The organism is Allokutzneria sp. NRRL B-24872 (assembly GCF_002155965.1).
Classification (GTDB): domain Bacteria; phylum Actinomycetota; class Actinomycetes; order Mycobacteriales; family Pseudonocardiaceae; genus Allokutzneria.
The window spans coordinates 1-15,515 of sequence record NZ_MUMH01000196.1 but is presented as its reverse complement, the minus strand read 5'-3'; the positions used below and the strand labels follow the sequence as shown (position 1 = coordinate 15,515).

Sequence of the window (15,515 nt, the reverse complement as noted above, 5' to 3'; positions counted from 1 at the left end):
GTCATTCAGGTGGCAACGCTCGGGGTGTGGGGGCGGGCGGGGCGATCTACGGTTTCGGGGTGGCGGAGCAGCAGCGGGAGAACGGCGGCGGGGAGAGCACGTTCACCGTGCTCGTCGCGCTGGCGGTGAACTTCGCGATCGGCGTGATGAAGGCGTTCGCGGGCGTGGTGACCGGATCGGCGGCGTTGCTGGCCGAGGCGGCGCACTCGGTGGCGGACACGTTCACGGAAGGCCTGCTGCTGACCGCGCTGCGGCGGTCGGGGCGGCCCGCCGACCGGAGGCATCCCTTCGGCTACGGCAAGGAGCGCTACTTCTGGTCGCTGCTCGCCGCAGTGTCGATCTTCGTGTCGGGCGCCTTGTTCGCGTTCATCGAGGGATTCGAGACGCTGGCGGGCGAGAGCACCGAGCAGACCAGTGCGTGGGTCGGCTACCTGGTGCTGGGCTTGGCCTTCGCCATGGAGCTGGTGTCGTGGACGCAGGCCGTGCGCCAGGTCCGCAAGGACGCCAGGGAGGACGAGCGGTCCTTCACCGAGTACCTGAGGGTCTCCGACGACCCGACCGTGAAGACGGTGTTCCTGGAGGACACCGCAGCGCTCATCGGCCTGCTGATCGCCTTCGCCGGAGTCGGCCTGCACGACATCACCGGCTCCTCGGTGTGGGACGGCGTGGCCTCGCTGCTGATCGGCGTGCTGCTCGTGGTGGTCGCCTACATCCTGGGGCGCAGCAACAAGGCGCTGCTGATCGGGCGTCAGGCGGACGTCCGGCTCGTGCGCGAGGTGCACAACCGCCTGCTGGCCCAGCCGGAGGTGGAGGCCGTCGCGGACCTGCTCACCATGCTCACGGGAACCGATCAGGTGCTGCTGTGCGCGAGGGTGGACTTCGACGACTCGCTGACCGCGGCCGAGCTGGAGCGGGCCTGCGTGCGCATCGACGCGGAGCTGCGCGCGGAGTTCGCCGAGCTGGACGAGATCTTCCTGGAGCCGGTGCCCAGGACCGATCCGGAGCTCAGGGCGCGGGTTCTGGCCCGCTACGGCGATCTCGCCCGGCGCTTCGACAGTGACTGAGCCGACGGCCTGAGACCAGCAGCAACGCGCCGACCAGGACCATGCCGATTCCCAGCACTGGCAACGGTTCCAGCTCCACACCGGCCGAGGCGAGCACGTCCGGCTGCGCGCTGGGCTGCGGCGCGACGGTCTCCACCTGCTGCCGGTGCACGATCCCCTTGGTGTCGTAGGTCGCACGCACCGAGTTCTGCTGCGGGTCCACCGCCGTGGCCGTGACCGTGCCGGGTGGGCTGTAGTCCTCGACCACCGCGGTGCAGGTGTAGGTGCGCGCGGCCCCCGGCGGCAGCGGCTCGGGAAAACTGTTGCCGCACACCGCGTCCTCGTCGTCGTCGATCGAGACCTCGACCAGCGGGACGTCGCCGGTGTTGCGGACGGTCACGGTGAACGTGGCCATCTCACCCGGCACGGCCGGACCGACTTCCTTCACGACTTCCAGAGCCGAGGCGAGCGGCGCTTCCGGTTCGCTGCGGGGAAACGGGACGAGCACGTCGCCCAGTGTGGACCCGCCCGCGGTCATCACCCTGTTCGGGGGCGGCTCACCTGCGCGTGTCGACCCGGTGGAAGTTCAGGTGCGCCCTGGACTGCGTCGGCCCGCGCTGCCCCTGGTACCGCGAGCCCATCGCGCCCGAGCCGTACGGGTTCTCGGCCGGGCTGCTCAGCCGGAACAGGCAGAGCTGACCGATCTTCATCCCCGGCCACAACGTGATCGGCAGGTTCGCCACGTTGGACAGCTCGAGGGTGATGTGGCCGGTGAAGCCCGGGTCGATGAACCCGGCGGTGGAGTGGGTCAGCAGCCCGAGGCGGCCAAGCGAGGACTTGCCCTCCAGGCGGCCCGCGAGGTCGTCCGGCAGCGTCACCAGCTCGAAGGTGGAGCCCAGCACGAACTCGCCGGGGTGCAGCACGAACGGCTCTTCCTCATCGGCCTTCTCCACCAGCGAGGTCAGCTCGTCCTGCTGGAGCGCGGGGTCGATGTGGGTGTACTTCGTGTTGTTGAAGACCCTGAAGAACCGGTCAAGACGCACGTCGATGCTGGACGGCTGGATCATGTCGGCGTCGAAGGGGTCGAGCCCGAGGCGGCCAGCCTCGACTTCCTTGCGCAGGTCCCGGTCACTGAGGAGCACGGCGCCAGCGTAGCCGCCCCGGACTCCCGCCAAGGACCACGCCTGTGTATGCTCGTGATCGCATCATGCGGGTGTAGTTCAATGGTAGAACGACAGCTTCCCAAGCTGTAGGCGCGGGTTCGATTCCCGTCACCCGCTCTCGACCTCAGGCCGACCCTGCTCAGTGGCTTCGCCACTTTCGCCGGGTCGGCCTTTGTGATGTTGGGGGGTCGAACCCCCCAAGCCCCCCACGGTGCGATGGGTGCTGAACCAGCGCCCCGTCAGGCTTGCGGTTGACGGCTGAACGCAGCATTCCAATAGTGCGTTCACAGTCAATTCTTCGGGATTTGCACAGATTCACATAAATGAACCTGATGCAGGTCCACGACTTCCGACTCTTCTTCACATTACCGGCGGAGTTCTACCTTCCTGACAAGACGTCCCTGCGTCCTACGAATATCCCTGCGTCAAAAGGACACGTCGATGAGAAGGTTCGTTCTCGCGGCCCTGCCCGTCTTGGTCGCCTCCGTGCTCTGGGCGGCCGACGCCCCCGCCGCCCAGTCCTCCCCCCAGCAATTGCACGCCCAGGTCGCCGCCGGGGAGCAGCCCCCGGTCGAGCTGGACTCCGAGCCGATCGTGAAGCTCTCGCCCGACGCGGCGCCGGTCGCGTGGACCATGACCTCCAGCTGTTCGCAGTGGGCCAGCGTGATCCGCCAGGGCGCCAACTACTGGGGCGGCAGCAGGCTCGTCGAGCGCGCGGGCGGCGTCCCGGTGCGCTGCCAGACCAGCTACATCACCAACTGCGGTGTCGCGCGCGCGGTCGGGTGCAACTACGGCGGCTCGGCGATCGCGCTGATGCCGAACGGCACGAGGAGCCCCGGAGTGCTCGCGGCGCACGAGTTCGGCCACTTCTGGTACGGCCACAGCTCGGGCTGCGCGAGTTGGAACAATGTCATGGGAACGCCGATGTGCAATTGATCCTGGCCGGGCGGAAACACGCTCCCGGAAAATGATCCACTCATGCCGACAGCCCCCGAAAGATCAATTCGGGGGCTGTCGTCACGGGAACTAGTGCCGGGCGGGCGGAGCCGGGAAGAAACCGGAGTGCTGAGCCCTCGGCGCGGTCCGAGGGGGCATGCGCGGAACGGGGCGCAGGCGCTCGGTCGGCATCACGCCGCTCCACCGGACCTCCAGCAGGTCCAGGAACGCGTCCACCTCGCCGTTGTCGTAGCCGCCGTGGCCGGGCGCTGGCGAGTGGAAGCGGACGCGCTGCACGTCCTTGAGCGAGATCTGGTCCTCGCCCTGCAACGTGGCCTCGACGCGGTCGAGGAACTGGTCGACCTCGATCTCGTCGTAGCCGAGCTCGCCGGGACGCGGGCGGTGGAAGGCGACCTTGCGGACGTCCTCGGCGGTCAGCATCGGCATCGGCTTGGGCTTGCTGCGCGGCGGCAGCTGGGTCAGCGACAGCGCGAGCCGGTCCAGCAGCGCGTCGACGCCGTCCGCGTCGTAGCCGGGCTTGCCGCGCCGGGGCGGGGTGAAGCGGATGTCGGCGACCTGCTGCGGGGTGATGGAGTCCTTGCCGCGCATGGTCGCCTCGACCCGCGCGAGGAAGGCGTCCACCTGCTTCTCGTCGTAGCCCCTGCCACCGGGAACGGGCGGGCGGAAGGCCTGCTCGCGAATCCGGTCGCGGACCGGCGGCGCCTTGCGCTCGGTGATCTCCGTGGGGCGGTCGGCCAGCTCGTCGTCGTCCATCTGCTTGGCGACGCGCGCGAGGAAGGCGTCCACCTCGTCCTCGTCGTAGGCCTCGCCCCTGCGCTTGGCGGCCTTGAAGCGGGCTGAGCGGATCTTCTCCGAGGTCAGCGTGTCCTCGCCGCGCAGCGACGCCTCGATCCGGTCGAGGAAGGCGTCGACCTCCTCGTCGTCGTAGCCGGCCTTGCCGCGCCCGGGCTTCTTGAAGACGACCTTGCCGATGTCGGCGGCGCGGATGCGGGGTGCCGAGGGCTGCGAGCTCGGGGCGTCGTCGTCCTCGGCGCGCGCCTTGAGCGTCGCGACCGCGCGGTCGAGGAAGTCGTCCACCTCGTCCTCGTCGTAGCCGCGGCGACGCCACTTGGCGGGCGGGAAGCGGATCTCCAGGACGTCCTTCGGGGTGAGCTTGTCCTCCCCGCGCAGCGTCGCCTCCACCCGGTCGAGGAAGGCGTCGACCGCGTCGTCGGAATAGCCCCGCTCCCCTCGCGGCGGCTTGGCGAACGCCGCGGTGCGGATCTCTTCCGGGGTGAGTGTCATGACTGCCGCCGCCTCATGCTCTGTCCTGCCCCGACTACCCGCCGTCAACACGTCGAGCCACACTTTGCCCAATCGGGCGATGCACATCAAGGCTTGTCAGGCGGCAATTGCTTGATGTGGGCGGTTTACCTGACAGCCGTCAGGTAGGCGGGTAAGCTACCTAACCGATGTCAGGTAAAGCGGGGTCCACCCCGAGGAAACGGCTCCGGCCGGACGACCGGCGCGCGCTCATCGTGAGCGCCGCGGCGGAGGTCTTCGCCGTCAACGGCTACGACAAGGCGTCCATGCGCGCGGTCGCGAAGGCCGCCGGGATCAGCACTCCGGTGCTCTACGACCACTTCCCGTCGAAGGCCGGGCTCTACGCGCACCTGCTCGACGCGCAGGCGACCGCGTTCGTCGAGCACTGGTCGGCCCAGGAACCGGCGCAGACGCCGGAGCAGCTGGTCACGCGCTCGCTCGACTCGATCTTCGCGTGGATCGAGGGCAACGAGCACGCGTGGCGAATGATCTTCCTCGATTCCCCCGGCGACGCCGAGGTGGCCGAGGCGCACCGGCGCGGTCAGGAGCTGGCCAGCCAGCGGCTCGCGGGGCTGTTCCACCGCATCCCCGAGCTGTCCCTGTCGGTGGAACTGGAGCGCGAGCGGGCCGACGAGCTGCTGGCCGAGACCTCCAAGTGGGCGGTCAACGCGCTCGCGGCCTGGTGGTGGCGCAACCGCGATGTGAACCGAGAGCAGATCGTGCTGCTCGCCCGCGACCTGCTGTGGCGCGGATTGGCGTCGACGACGAGGAGTACTGCGACATGAGCCTGGATGTGGCGAGAACGACGACCGAGACCTTCCGGCGGGCGACCGAGAGCGGCGACGTCGAGCTGGCGGTGTCGATGATGTCCGAGGACGTGGTGCTGCGGTCGCCGCTCACCGATCGCGGCCGGTTCACCGGCAAGGCCGACGTGCGCATGGTGTTCGAGGCTGCGATGGGCAGCTTCAAGGACATCCGCTTCCACACCGACCTTGGCGATGACCGCAAGCGCGCGCTGTTCTACCGAGGGCGGGTCGGCCGCACGGCGATCGAGGAGTGCTCGCTGGTGCGGCTGGACCAGCAGGGCCGCATCACCGAGCTGACGATGTGGATCAGGCCGATGCCCGGGATCGTCGCGGTGATGGGCGCGCTCGGCCCGAAGATCGCGCGGGGCTTCGGCAAGCCGAGGATGGCCGTGCTGCTGTCCGTGCTGATCAAGCCGCTTCAGCTGATGGTGGGCTCCGGCGACAAGCTGGCCGCGCGGGTGCTCAAGCGCTGATCAGCGCGAACCCGCGTGCTGGAACTCGACGCAGGCCACGATGTCGGCCGGGGTGAGCTGCGGGTGCCGCTCGATGATCTCCTGCTCGCTCAGGCCCTCGCAGACCAGTGCGACGACCGCCGACACCGAGATGGTCGTGCCGGTCACCACCGGAACGCCCTGGAGCACGTCGGGGTCCATTGAGATCTCGGAAAGAGCCACGGCCCCATCATCGTCCATCGCCGCCGGTCAAGACAAACAGCCCCGGGACGCCAGGGCTGTTCGTCTTGACTACGGATCAAGAGGTCTTGACCGGCACCTCGTCAGTGGAGAGCGAGTCGATCAGCTCGTCCCTGCGCGCGGTGCGCTCCGGGCGGAGCAGACCGACGACCACGTACAGGACCAGCGAGGTCAGCAGCGGGAAGGCGACCAGCGCCTCCTTGTCGACGGAGACGCCGCTCTGCTGGCTGATGTAGAGGAAGGCCCAGACGCCGAGGCCAGCCACCACCGAGGTGATCGCCGCGCTCGGCCCCATCCTGCGGAACCACGGGAGCAGGCCGAGCATCAGCGGCACCGCGATCGGCCCCATGGTCGCGGCGACCAGGTCGACCACGATCTTGAGCACCCAACCCTGACCGCCCGAGGTGACGGCGATCAGCATGCTCAACCCGATGAACAGGAACGTGGTGACGCGCGCGAGCTGGAGCTGCCGCTCGGCGGTCAGGTTCCGCACGCCCTTCCACAGGTGCGGCAGCATGTCCCTGGTGATCACCGCAGAGATCACGTTGGCGTCGGAGGACACCATCGCCATGGTGTGCGAGAAGAACCCCGCGAGCACCAGGCCGATCATCCCGGCGGGCAGCATGATCTTGCCGAGCTCGATGTAGGCGTCGTCCGCCGTCGCCAGGCCCGGCACGATCAGCGGGGCGGCCCACATCGGGAAGAACAGGATCAGCGGCCACACCAGCCACAGCGCGCTGGACAGCAGCGCGGAGCGCTTCGCGGCGGCCCCGTCCGGCGCGGCCATGTAGCGCTGCGCCAGGTTCCACATGCCGCCGTTGTACTCCAGCGTCTTGATGATGAACAGCGCCATGAAGAACGTGGCCGTGTAGGGCTCGCGCAGCGGTTCGCTGTTCGCGGCGGGCAGCTGGCCCCAGATCTCCCACATGAACTGGATGCCGCCGAAGTGCGCGGCGACCGCGACGAACATGACGATGCCCGCGGCGGCCTGGATGATGAACTGGCCGAAATCGGTGAGCGCGTCGGCCCACAGCCCGCCCATCACCGAGTAGACCATCGTCACCACGCCGACGATCACGATTCCCCACGTGATCGGCACGCCGGCGAACCCGCGCAGCAGCACCGCGACCGCGGCCCACTTCGCCGCGATGTCCACGACCTTGAGCAGGGTTCCCGCCCACGCCATCACCTGCTGCGTGGGCAGGTTGTAGCGCGTCGCCAGGTACTCCAGCGGCGAGGCGACACCGTGCTTGGCGCGCAGCCGGTTCCACCGCGCGGAGAACAGGAAGGCACCGATGCCGATGCCGACCCCGATGGTCAGCGCCCACCAGACGTAGACGGTGAGCCCGAGCCGGTACGCCTCACTGGCGAAGGCCACGAACATCACGGCGCTGTAGCCCGACATGTGGTGCGAGATACCGGAGAGCCACCACGGCATCCGCCCGCCAGCGGTGAAGAAGTCCAGCACGTTCCTGATGCGCGTGCGAGACCACCAGCCGATGCCGACCATCACGAAGAAGTACCCGCCGACCACGATCCAGTCGAGGGTCCCCATGAGACCTCCCAGGGTTGTGCGCGAAGCCTGCGCACCGCGAGGGCACCTGGGGTCGTTCGGCGACGACGGGAGCTGGCGGACTCCCTTGCCCCTCGGCACCCGCACGGGATTGCTGAGTGGCTTACGTCATACGGCTGGGACGCCGGTTAACGGAATGGTTACGGGCGAACCGAGTCACACTCGTGATTGTTGTTCACGTATGTGAGTCACGGCGCCCTCGGCGAAGTCGCCGATGTGCTTGCGCAGCCGGTCGCGGCCGTCCTCGGTGTCGATGCCCTCGCCCAGCACGAGCCTGGCCACCTGCGGCACGACCACCGACCACGAGCAGATCGCCATGAACATGAACAGCAACGGCGCGGCCTCCTCGGCGGTCTCCAGCCCGAGCGCCTCGGCCATCGCCTGGTTCTTGCGCACGTAGTGCTCGACGCGGCTGCGCCGGTTGGGGCAGGAGCCGCCGCCCTGCATGCCCTCCCAGACCAGCAGCCGCACCAGGTCCGGCCGCTCCCGGTGGAAGTCGTGCACGCGCCGGACGTAGGCGGCGATGTCCCTGCCGGGCTCGCCGACGAACTCCATGACCTCCTCGACCACCTCGTCCAGCACGGCGTCGAAGAGCTTGTCCTTGCTCCCGAAGTAGCCGTAGATGCGCTCCTTGCTCACCCCGGCGCGCTCGGCGATCCGGTCGACGCGTGCGCCTGCGGCGCCGTGAGCTGCAAATTCGACGCGCGCGGCGGCGAGGAGGCTGGCCTTGGTCGCGCTGGGGTCCCTCGACATGGTCCAACGCTACCAACTGGTTGGTTGACTACCAACCAGTTGGTTGGCTAGCGTTCCCCGCATGCACTCGTCCCCTGCCCTCGCCGCCCAGCGGACCCACGCCCCGCTCGGCCCGACCATCACCGCGCTGGGCGTGGCCGCCGTGCTCGTGGTGAGCCAGCTCTACAGCTCCATTCCCCTCGCTCCCCTGGCAGCGCAGGACTTCGGCGTTCCCGAGGCCGCGCTCGCCTGGTCCTCCACCGCCTTCGGCCTGGCCTACGCCTTCGGTTTCCTGTTCCTGGGGCCGCTTTCCGACCGCTTCGGCCCCGGCCGCGTGATGGTCATCGGCCTCGCCGTCGCCGCGGTGACCACCGCCGCCGTCGCGGTCGCTCCCGGCGTCAGCGCGCTCGTGGTGCTGCGCGTGATCCAGGGCTTCGCGGCGGCGGCCTTCGCTCCCGCCGCGATGGCCTACGTCGTCGACCAGATCGACCCGCGTCGCCGCGCGATCGCCTTCACGATCCTGACCAGCGCTTTCGTCTCGTCCGCAGTGATCGGCCAGGTGGGCGCGCAGCTGCTCGGCGACCTGGCCGGGTGGCGGGCGGTGTTCGTGATCAGCGGAGTCGGCCTGCTCGCGTGCGCCGTGTGGCAGAAGTTCGCACTGCGCCCGGACCGCGACGACCGGCCGACCGTGAGCGTGGCGCCGTGGCGCGTCATGCTGGACCTGTTGCGCAACAAGCGTTTGGTGCTGTTGTACGCCGCCGCTTCGACCCTGCTGGCCGCGTTCGTCGGCGCTTACTCCGGCATCCAGATCACCGGGCTCGCCGACCACGACGGGCTGTTGTGGTTGCGCGCCAGCGCTTTGCCCGCGATGGTGTTGACCGGCGTCGCCGCACCCCTGGTCACCCGAATCCCGGCTCCGCGCAGAACCGTTGTGGCCCTTGGCCTTTCGGCCGTCGGAACGGCGATCGCGGCAGCATCCGGTGGCAGCCTCGTGCTGATCGGCATCGGCATGTTCCTGTTCTCCGCCTGCGTGGTGATGGCGGGCCCGGCCATCGTCGAGTCGATCAACGACAACGCGGGTGCCGCGCGCGCGACGGCCGTTTCGATCTACTCCTTCGTGCTCTTCATGGGCGCGAGCCTCGGCCCGCAGCTCGCGGTTGCCTTGCACGGCGCGGGTTTCGCGGTGATCGCGCTCGTCGTCACCGCCCTGCTCGCCCTCGGCACCCTGCTCGCCCGCCTGGCCCGCTAGCACTGGTTCTCGGTGCTCGGCGCTGGCCCGCGAACGTCCCGTTTGGCGCGCGGAGCAATGAGGGGGCGTGAGGGGGCGCACAGTGGGGTGGGTGTGGTGGCGCGCGGGGCGCAGACTGAGCGCATGGAGGCTCTGACCTGGCCGTTCGTCGTCACGGTGCTCGCGGTTGTGATCGCGCCGGGGCCGTCCCTCGCGGTGATCATCGACCAGTCGCTGCGCGCGGGGCGGATCGCGGGACTGGCGACGGTTCTCGGCAACACCAGCGGCCTGGTGTTCTGGGCGTTCGCGTCGGCCTTCGGGCTCACCGCGCTCGTGCGCACCTCGGAGATCGCCTTCGTCGTGCTCAAGGTCGTTGGCGCGATCTACCTTGTGTGGCTCGGGGTCCAGGCGCTCCTGCGGTCGCGGCGGCGGCGCGGTGAAGCGGAGAGCAGGGCGGTGCAGCGCGGGCTGTTCGCCTCCTACCGGGCCGGGCTCGTGGCGAACCTGGCCAACCCGAAGGCGGCCGTGCTCTACCTCGCGCTGCTCCCCCAGTTCATCCCGGTCGGCGGCGACGTGCTCGCCGGAACGGCCGTGCTCGCGGCGGCGCAGATGGCGATCAGCGCGTCCTGGTACACGCTGGTGGTGCTGGCCGTCGGAGCGGTGCGGCGGTTCCTCGCCCGCCCCGGGGTGCGCGCACGGGTGGACCAGCTCAGCGGCTTGGTGCTGGTCGGGATGGGTGTCCGCATGGTCACGCTCGGTCGAACCGCGGCCTGAGTTCACCCGCTTGTGACATCAGTTCCCTTGGCCTTCGCTTGCTAGCGGTTACCAACGGGTAATATCCTGTTGTTACCGGCTAGTAGGGCGTGTGTCCCGCTGCCAGCAACCCGCGATACCCGGGAGCGACGAGATGGGCCACTACAAGAGCAACCTGCGCGACCTCGAGTTCAACCTGTTCGAGGTGTTCAAAGTCCAGCAGCGGCTGGGCAGCGGGCCGTTCGAGCAGGCAGACGAGGACACTGCCCGCGGTGTGCTGACCGAGCTGAACGCCCTGGCGACCGGGCCGCTGGCGGACTCCTTCGCCGACGCCGACCGCAACCCGCCGGTCTTCGACCCCAAGACGCACTCGGTGACGCTGCCCGAGAGCTTCAAGAACGCCTACCAGATGCTCCTCGACGGCGAGTGGTGGCGGCTCGGCGCCATCGACGAGCTCGGCGGCTTCGGCATCCCCTCCACCGTGCAGTGGGCGGCGGCCGAGCTGATCCTGGGCTCCAACCCAGCGCTGTTCATGTACATGGCCGGCGCCAGCTTCGCCTCCATCGCCTACTCCAACGGCACGGACGAGCAGAAGAGCTGGGCGCAGCTGATGGTCGACCGCAGCTGGGGCGCCACCATGGTGCTGACCGAACCGGACGCCGGCTCCGACGTCGGCGCTGGCCGCACCAAGGCCGTGCTGCAGGAGGACGGCACCTGGCACCTGGACGGCGTGAAGCGCTTCATCACCTCCGGCGACCAGGACATGACCGAGAACATCATGCACCTGGTGCTGGCCCGCCCCGAGGGTCCCGGCATCGAGGCCAAGGCGGGCACCAAGGGCCTGAGCCTGTTCCTGGTGCCCAAGTTCCACTTCGACCCCGAGACCGGTGCGCTCGGCGAGCGCAACGGCGCCTTCGTCACCAACATCGAGCACAAGATGGGCATCAAGGTGTCCACCACCTGCGAGCTGACCTTCGGCCAGCACGGGGTGCCCGCCAAGGGCTGGCTGCTCGGCGAGGTGCACGACGGCATCGCGCAGATGTTCCAGGTGATCGAGCACGCCCGGATGATGGTCGGCACCAAGGCGATCGCCACGCTGTCCACCGGCTACCTGAACGCGCTGGAGTACGCCAAGGAGCGCGTGCAGGGCGCCGACCTGACGCAGATGCTGGACAAGACGGCCCCGCGCGTCACGATCACCCACCACCCGGACGTGCGGCGCTCGCTGATGCTGCAGAAGTCCTACGCGGAGGGCCTGCGCGCGGTCTACCTCTACACCGCCTCGTTCCAGGACCAGATCCGCGCGGGCGAGAACGTGGAGCTGGCCAACCGGGTCAACGACCTGCTGCTGCCGATCGTCAAGGGCGTCGGGTCGGAGCGCGCCTACGAGATGCTGACGCACTCGCTGCAGACGCTCGGCGGCTCCGGCTTCCTGCAGGACTACCCGATCGAGCAGTACATCCGCGATGCCAAGATCGACAGCCTGTACGAGGGCACCACGGCCATCCAGTCGCTGGACTTCTTCTTCCGCAAGATCGTCCGTGACAAGGGCCAGGCGCTCGGCTTCCTGGCGAACGAGATCCAGCAGTTCATCGCCAACGAGAACGGCAACGGCAGGCTCAAGGAAGAGCGCGCGCTGCTCAAGCAGGCGCTTGAGGACGCGCAGGGCACGCTGGGCACGCTGATCGGGTTCCTGACCTCCTCGCAGGAGGACCAGCGCAACCTGTACAAGGTCGGCCAGAACAGCGTGAGCCTGCTGATGAGCATGGGTGACCTGCTGATCGGCTGGCTGCTGCTGCGCCAGGCCGACGTGGCGATCGCCGCGCTGGACGCGGGCCCCTCGGCGAAGGACCGCTCCTTCTACGAGGGCAAGATCGCGGCGGCCAGCTTCTTCGCCAAGAACGTGCTGCCCGAGCTGTCCTCCCGGCGCAAGATCGTCGAGAGCACGGACAACTCGCTGATGGAGATCGACGAAGCGGCGTTCTGATCTCCCCACGGTTCCCGGTCGGGATCGGAAGCGGCGGCGCCTGAGCCAGGCGCCGCCGCTTCTTCTTTTCTCTGTGCGACCGCGATCCACGTGAACAAATGCGAGCCCCTGGTCGGCGCTGATCACCGCAGCCGCGCTGTTCGCTTTCGCCGCACCCGCCATCGCCTCACCTGCAGCGGAAGCGGCCCCAGCAGCGACGACGCGCTCACGCAGTTCGAAAGGGCGACAAGGTCAAGGTAGTTCGCGGGTATTTGCGACCCGGGGTACCGGGTCCTGGTACCGCACCGTTCTCGCTCGCGTGAACGGCAGCACGTCATCGGGTACGTGCACGAGAACTGCCCGCGTTTCTAGGCACGTCGAGGCGGGTGAGGGCGGCACCGACGGGTGTCGCCCTCTCAGCCCGTTCAGGGCCTGCGGCAGCGGGCGTCGGCGAAGCAGTAGACCCCGAACGCCGCCAGCCCCAGCGCGACGGCGAGCAGGACGAAGACGCCGAACGGCAGCGCGGCGAGCTCGCGCAGGGCTTGGTCGAGGCCACCGGCGCGGTTCGGGTCGGCGGTGAAACCGGCCACCCCCAACAGGATTCCCACCACGCCGAAGGCGATTCCCTTCGCGGGGTGACCGATCATGCCGAGCCGCCGGGTCCACGTCCGCGTGCCCTTCGGCAGCCTGGTCATGTCCAGCTCGTCGAGGAAGCTCTTGCGCACGCCCTTGACCACGACGGCGACGCCCACGCCGAACACCACGGCGGCGATCAGCGCGACGATCCACGGACCGCCCGGCAGCGCGAGCAGTTCAGCCGTGAGCGTTTTCTGGCTCTGGTCACCGGATTCCTGCCCGGCGCCGATCACGAAGTTCACCGCGGCGACGCTCAGCGCGGCACCCGTGACACCGCGCGCGGCCGAGGCGACCCGCTTGACCGTGCGCTCACGCCGGTCGGAAACCCAGCGGTGGCCGGAGAACGCACTCAACAGCTGCCAGAGCGCGAACGCCGCCAGCCCGGCGGCGAGCGCCAGCAGGAGTGCCACGCCGAAGGGCTGCGCGGCGACCGTGGCCAGCGCGCCCTTCTGGTCGGCCTCGCCAGGACTGCCACCGAGAGCGACCTGGACGGCGAGCCACGCCACGACGAGGTGCACCAGGCCGAAGCAGGCCATGCCCACCCGGCCGCCGATCTCGACGACTCGTTCCACCAGCAAGAGATTCACCTTGCGCGGCAACGCGAAACGGGCCGTTCGGAGCAATGCCTCCGTGAAGGAGTTCTTCGCGAAAGTCCTCGGCAGCTTCGACGTGGTCGACACGGTGCTGGTCCGCAAGACCCCGACCAGCGACATCGCGATCGGGCAGATCAACAAGGGCGCCAAGGCAACCGTCGTGCACGGGCACTACACGCCCGACGGAGACTTCTGCACGGCGTTGTGGGGTACGTGCACTTCAGCTGCGTCAAGTTCTCCTAGCAGGGCAACGACAAGGCCCCGCCACGAGGGCGGGGCCTTTCGCGTACGTGGTTGGCGATCAGCCGCCAGCGGGCGCCGGCGCGCAGACGACCTTGTGCTGCGGGTTGTAGCGGACAGTCCGCTCCTCGCGGCGCGTGGTGCCGGAGGTGAGGTCCTTGATCGTCCTGGTGTCCTTCACGCTGAAGCCACCGGCACCGGCGCTGGCGGTGCAGGGCTGGCCGTGCGGGATCTCCTTGACCTGCGGGGAGGTCTGCGCGAACGGCTCGCTGGTCTGGCCGCTGACCTCGTAGGTCTTGGTGCCCCACAGCTTCACGGTGATCGTCGAGGAGGTCCAGATCGTCTGCACCAGGATGCCGGTCTTGCTGTCGTTCTTGAACTTCACGTCGATCACGCTGCTGCCGTTGGGGTTCTGGAAGACCGTGGCCTCCCTGCCCTTGGGATAGCGCGAGATGTAGAAGCTGTGCTCCTTGTGCGCCACGTCCACCATGCCCGCGTGGTAGCCGGCGTTGTAGAGCGTGGTCGCCATCTGCGAGACACCGCCGCCGACCGCGCGGCTCAGCTCGCCCTTCTCGATGATCGCCGCCTCGACGTAGCCGGTCGCCGCCGTGCGCGGGCCGGTGCGGTTGTTCATGCTGAAGGTCTCGCCCGGCTTCACGATCGCGCCGTTGATCTGCTCGGCCGCCCGCTTGATGTTGCGGCCGGAGTCGCCGGCGAAGCCCTTGGTCTCGAACTCCGCGACGACCTGCTTGATGCCGAGCGCGTTGGCCTGCTCGGTGGTCAGCTTCGCGGGCAGCTGCGAGTAGGTGGCCTTGATCTGCCGGTCCTGCGGCTTGCGCAGCACCTCAAGCGCGCCGCCGAGGGTCTTCTCCCAGTCGACGCCCCTGCCGTCGGTCGACGGCTTCACCACGGGCTTGCCGCCCTCGATGACGATCTCGGCGTCCTTGCCCGGCTTGTCGGTGGAGGCCAGCTGCGGCCGCGCGACCTCGGCGATCTTGGGCACGTCCAGCGACGCGGTGAGGCCGCCCTTGCCGTCGGACTCGAAGCGCATCGCGTTGCCGATCGCCACCGGCTGCACGATGGCGTTGCCGCCCTCGCCGAGCACGGTCAGCGGGCCGGACACCGCGGGCTTGGCGATCTCTTCGAGCGCCCTGCGCACGCCCTCCGGCGTGGAGGTGACCGGGTCGATGATCGCGGGCAGCTGCACGCGCCGCCCGCTCGGCCAGTCGGCCTTGAGCACCGGGATCGCCCCGGCGGCATCGAGCTTCTGGCCGGGCTTGGGGTCGATCGGCTTGGGCCTGCCGTCGGTGAACTCGATCGTGCCCTCGGCGGGCAGGCGGTCCGTGGCCTCGCGCAGGTGCTCCAGCGCGCCGCTGACCTTGCTCTCCTCCGCCGAGGTGACCACGCCGAGCTCGGTGGTGCTGAAGAAGGAGGAGATCCTGGTGAACGGGTTGTAGGACTGCTCGCCCGCCTGGTCCAGGGTGCCCTTCCAGTTCATCGTCAGACCTGCCTCCTGCGGGGAGATCTCGGTCTCGACGTCGCCGACGCGCAGCGCCACCGGCTTGCCCAGCCTCGGCTCGATCTGCTCGCGCAGCTTGCGCTCGGCCGACGCCCGGTCGAGACCGCCGACGTCCACCCCGGCCACGGTGATCCCGCGCGGCACGTTGCCCTGGGTCAGCAGGAGGTCGCCGACGTAGAGCACGCCGAGCAGGCCCACCACGGAGGCCGCGGCGAGCAGGATCTTCCTGCCGCGGCCGGAGCGCTCCTGGTCACCGTCGTCGTCCGGCAGCGGGTCGAGCGCGTCGTCATCGGCGGGCGGCGGAGGCGGGGG

15 protein-coding genes and 1 tRNA gene are annotated in these 15,515 nt (G+C 69.1%); 8 read left to right on the top strand and 8 right to left on the bottom strand.

Annotated features, from left to right (window positions below; all coding sequences use genetic code 11):
* Positions 1–59: 59 nt before the first annotated feature.
* Positions 60–1,064 carry a cation diffusion facilitator family transporter gene (locus CCN37_RS35165; RefSeq protein WP_086829370.1) on the top strand — a complete coding sequence of 335 codons (1,005 nt, stop codon included), beginning with the start codon at positions 60–62 and terminating at the stop codon, positions 1,062–1,064.
* Here the strand turns inward: CCN37_RS35165 and CCN37_RS35160 are convergent.
* Both CCN37_RS35160 and dcd read right to left on the bottom strand, forming a co-directional pair.
* Positions 1,006–1,581 (bottom strand): hypothetical protein, encoded by a 576-nt coding sequence (locus tag CCN37_RS35160; protein WP_086829362.1) that lies wholly within the window; start codon positions 1,579–1,581, stop codon positions 1,006–1,008. The two genes, CCN37_RS35165 and CCN37_RS35160, sit on opposite strands and share 59 nt — an antisense overlap.
* Before the next feature lie 19 nt (positions 1,582–1,600).
* Complete coding sequence (gene dcd / locus CCN37_RS35155; RefSeq protein WP_086829360.1) at positions 1,601–2,185, bottom strand: dCTP deaminase; 585 nt, start codon at positions 2,183–2,185, stop codon at positions 1,601–1,603.
* Positions 2,186–2,252: 67 nt separating this feature from the next.
* Here dcd and CCN37_RS35150 point away from each other — a divergent pair.
* Together CCN37_RS35150 and CCN37_RS40350 are read left to right on the top strand one after the other, a co-directional pair.
* Positions 2,253–2,323 (top strand) — tRNA-Gly (locus CCN37_RS35150).
* Positions 2,324–2,647: 324 nt separating this feature from the next.
* Entirely contained in the window at positions 2,648–3,142 is a 495-nt protein-coding gene (locus CCN37_RS40350) for a hypothetical protein (protein WP_086829358.1), read from the top strand.
* Positions 3,143–3,232: 90 nt separating this feature from the next.
* On the opposite strand, the gene CCN37_RS42215 is transcribed toward CCN37_RS40350, so the two are convergent.
* Positions 3,233–4,447: a DivIVA domain-containing protein gene (locus tag CCN37_RS42215; RefSeq protein ID WP_305764726.1), complete on the bottom strand. Its 1,215-nt coding sequence runs from the start codon at positions 4,445–4,447 to the stop codon at positions 3,233–3,235.
* A 167-nt stretch (positions 4,448–4,614) separates the two neighbouring features.
* Here CCN37_RS42215 and CCN37_RS35125 point away from each other — a divergent pair, with 167 nt between their 5' ends.
* Complete coding sequence (locus tag CCN37_RS35125; RefSeq protein ID WP_086829356.1) at positions 4,615–5,250, top strand: TetR/AcrR family transcriptional regulator; 636 nt, start codon at positions 4,615–4,617, stop codon at positions 5,248–5,250.
* Positions 5,247–5,744, top strand: a complete 498-nt coding sequence (locus CCN37_RS35120) for a nuclear transport factor 2 family protein (RefSeq protein ID WP_086829354.1) — start codon at positions 5,247–5,249, stop codon at positions 5,742–5,744. Before CCN37_RS35125 ends, CCN37_RS35120 begins: the two co-directional genes overlap by 4 nt.
* Here CCN37_RS35120 and CCN37_RS35115 read toward each other — a convergent pair whose 3' ends face one another.
* The 3 genes from CCN37_RS35115 to CCN37_RS35105 all read right to left on the bottom strand — a co-directional run bounded on the left by CCN37_RS35115 (position 5,745) and on the right by CCN37_RS35105 (position 8,289).
* On the bottom strand, positions 5,745–5,945 hold the full coding sequence (locus tag CCN37_RS35115; protein ID WP_168201008.1) for a DUF433 domain-containing protein: 201 nt from the start codon (positions 5,943–5,945) through the stop codon (positions 5,745–5,747).
* A 76-nt stretch (positions 5,946–6,021) separates the two neighbouring features.
* Complete coding sequence (locus CCN37_RS35110; protein WP_086829351.1) at positions 6,022–7,518, bottom strand: sodium:solute symporter family protein; 1,497 nt, start codon at positions 7,516–7,518, stop codon at positions 6,022–6,024.
* A gap of 174 nt (positions 7,519–7,692) precedes the next feature.
* The gene (locus CCN37_RS35105) at positions 7,693–8,289 is read right to left on the bottom strand and encodes a TetR/AcrR family transcriptional regulator (RefSeq protein ID WP_086829349.1); all 597 of its coding nucleotides are present in this window, start codon (positions 8,287–8,289) and stop codon (positions 7,693–7,695) included.
* Between the two features lie 61 nt (positions 8,290–8,350).
* Here CCN37_RS35105 and CCN37_RS35100 point away from each other — a divergent pair, with 61 nt between their 5' ends.
* The 3 genes from CCN37_RS35100 to CCN37_RS35090 all read left to right on the top strand — a co-directional run bounded on the left by CCN37_RS35100 (position 8,351) and on the right by CCN37_RS35090 (position 12,236).
* Positions 8,351–9,517 (top strand): MFS transporter, encoded by a 1,167-nt coding sequence (locus CCN37_RS35100; RefSeq protein WP_086829347.1) that lies wholly within the window; start codon positions 8,351–8,353, stop codon positions 9,515–9,517.
* Between the two features lie 123 nt (positions 9,518–9,640).
* Entirely contained in the window at positions 9,641–10,270 is a 630-nt protein-coding gene (locus CCN37_RS35095; RefSeq protein WP_086829366.1) for a LysE family translocator, read from the top strand.
* Between the two features lie 133 nt (positions 10,271–10,403).
* The gene (locus CCN37_RS35090) at positions 10,404–12,236 is read left to right on the top strand and encodes an acyl-CoA dehydrogenase (protein ID WP_086829345.1); all 1,833 of its coding nucleotides are present in this window, start codon (positions 10,404–10,406) and stop codon (positions 12,234–12,236) included.
* 404 nt (positions 12,237–12,640) lie between these two features.
* Here the strand turns inward: CCN37_RS35090 and CCN37_RS35085 are convergent, their stop codons facing one another.
* Together CCN37_RS35085 and CCN37_RS35080 are read right to left on the bottom strand one after the other, a co-directional pair.
* Positions 12,641–13,423 carry a DUF1206 domain-containing protein gene (locus CCN37_RS35085; RefSeq protein ID WP_371505531.1) on the bottom strand — a complete coding sequence of 261 codons (783 nt, stop codon included), beginning with the start codon at positions 13,421–13,423 and terminating at the stop codon, positions 12,641–12,643.
* 322 nt (positions 13,424–13,745) lie between these two features.
* On the bottom strand, positions 13,746–15,515 hold a 1,770-nt coding region (locus CCN37_RS35080), incomplete at its 5' end, for a VanW family protein (protein WP_086829343.1).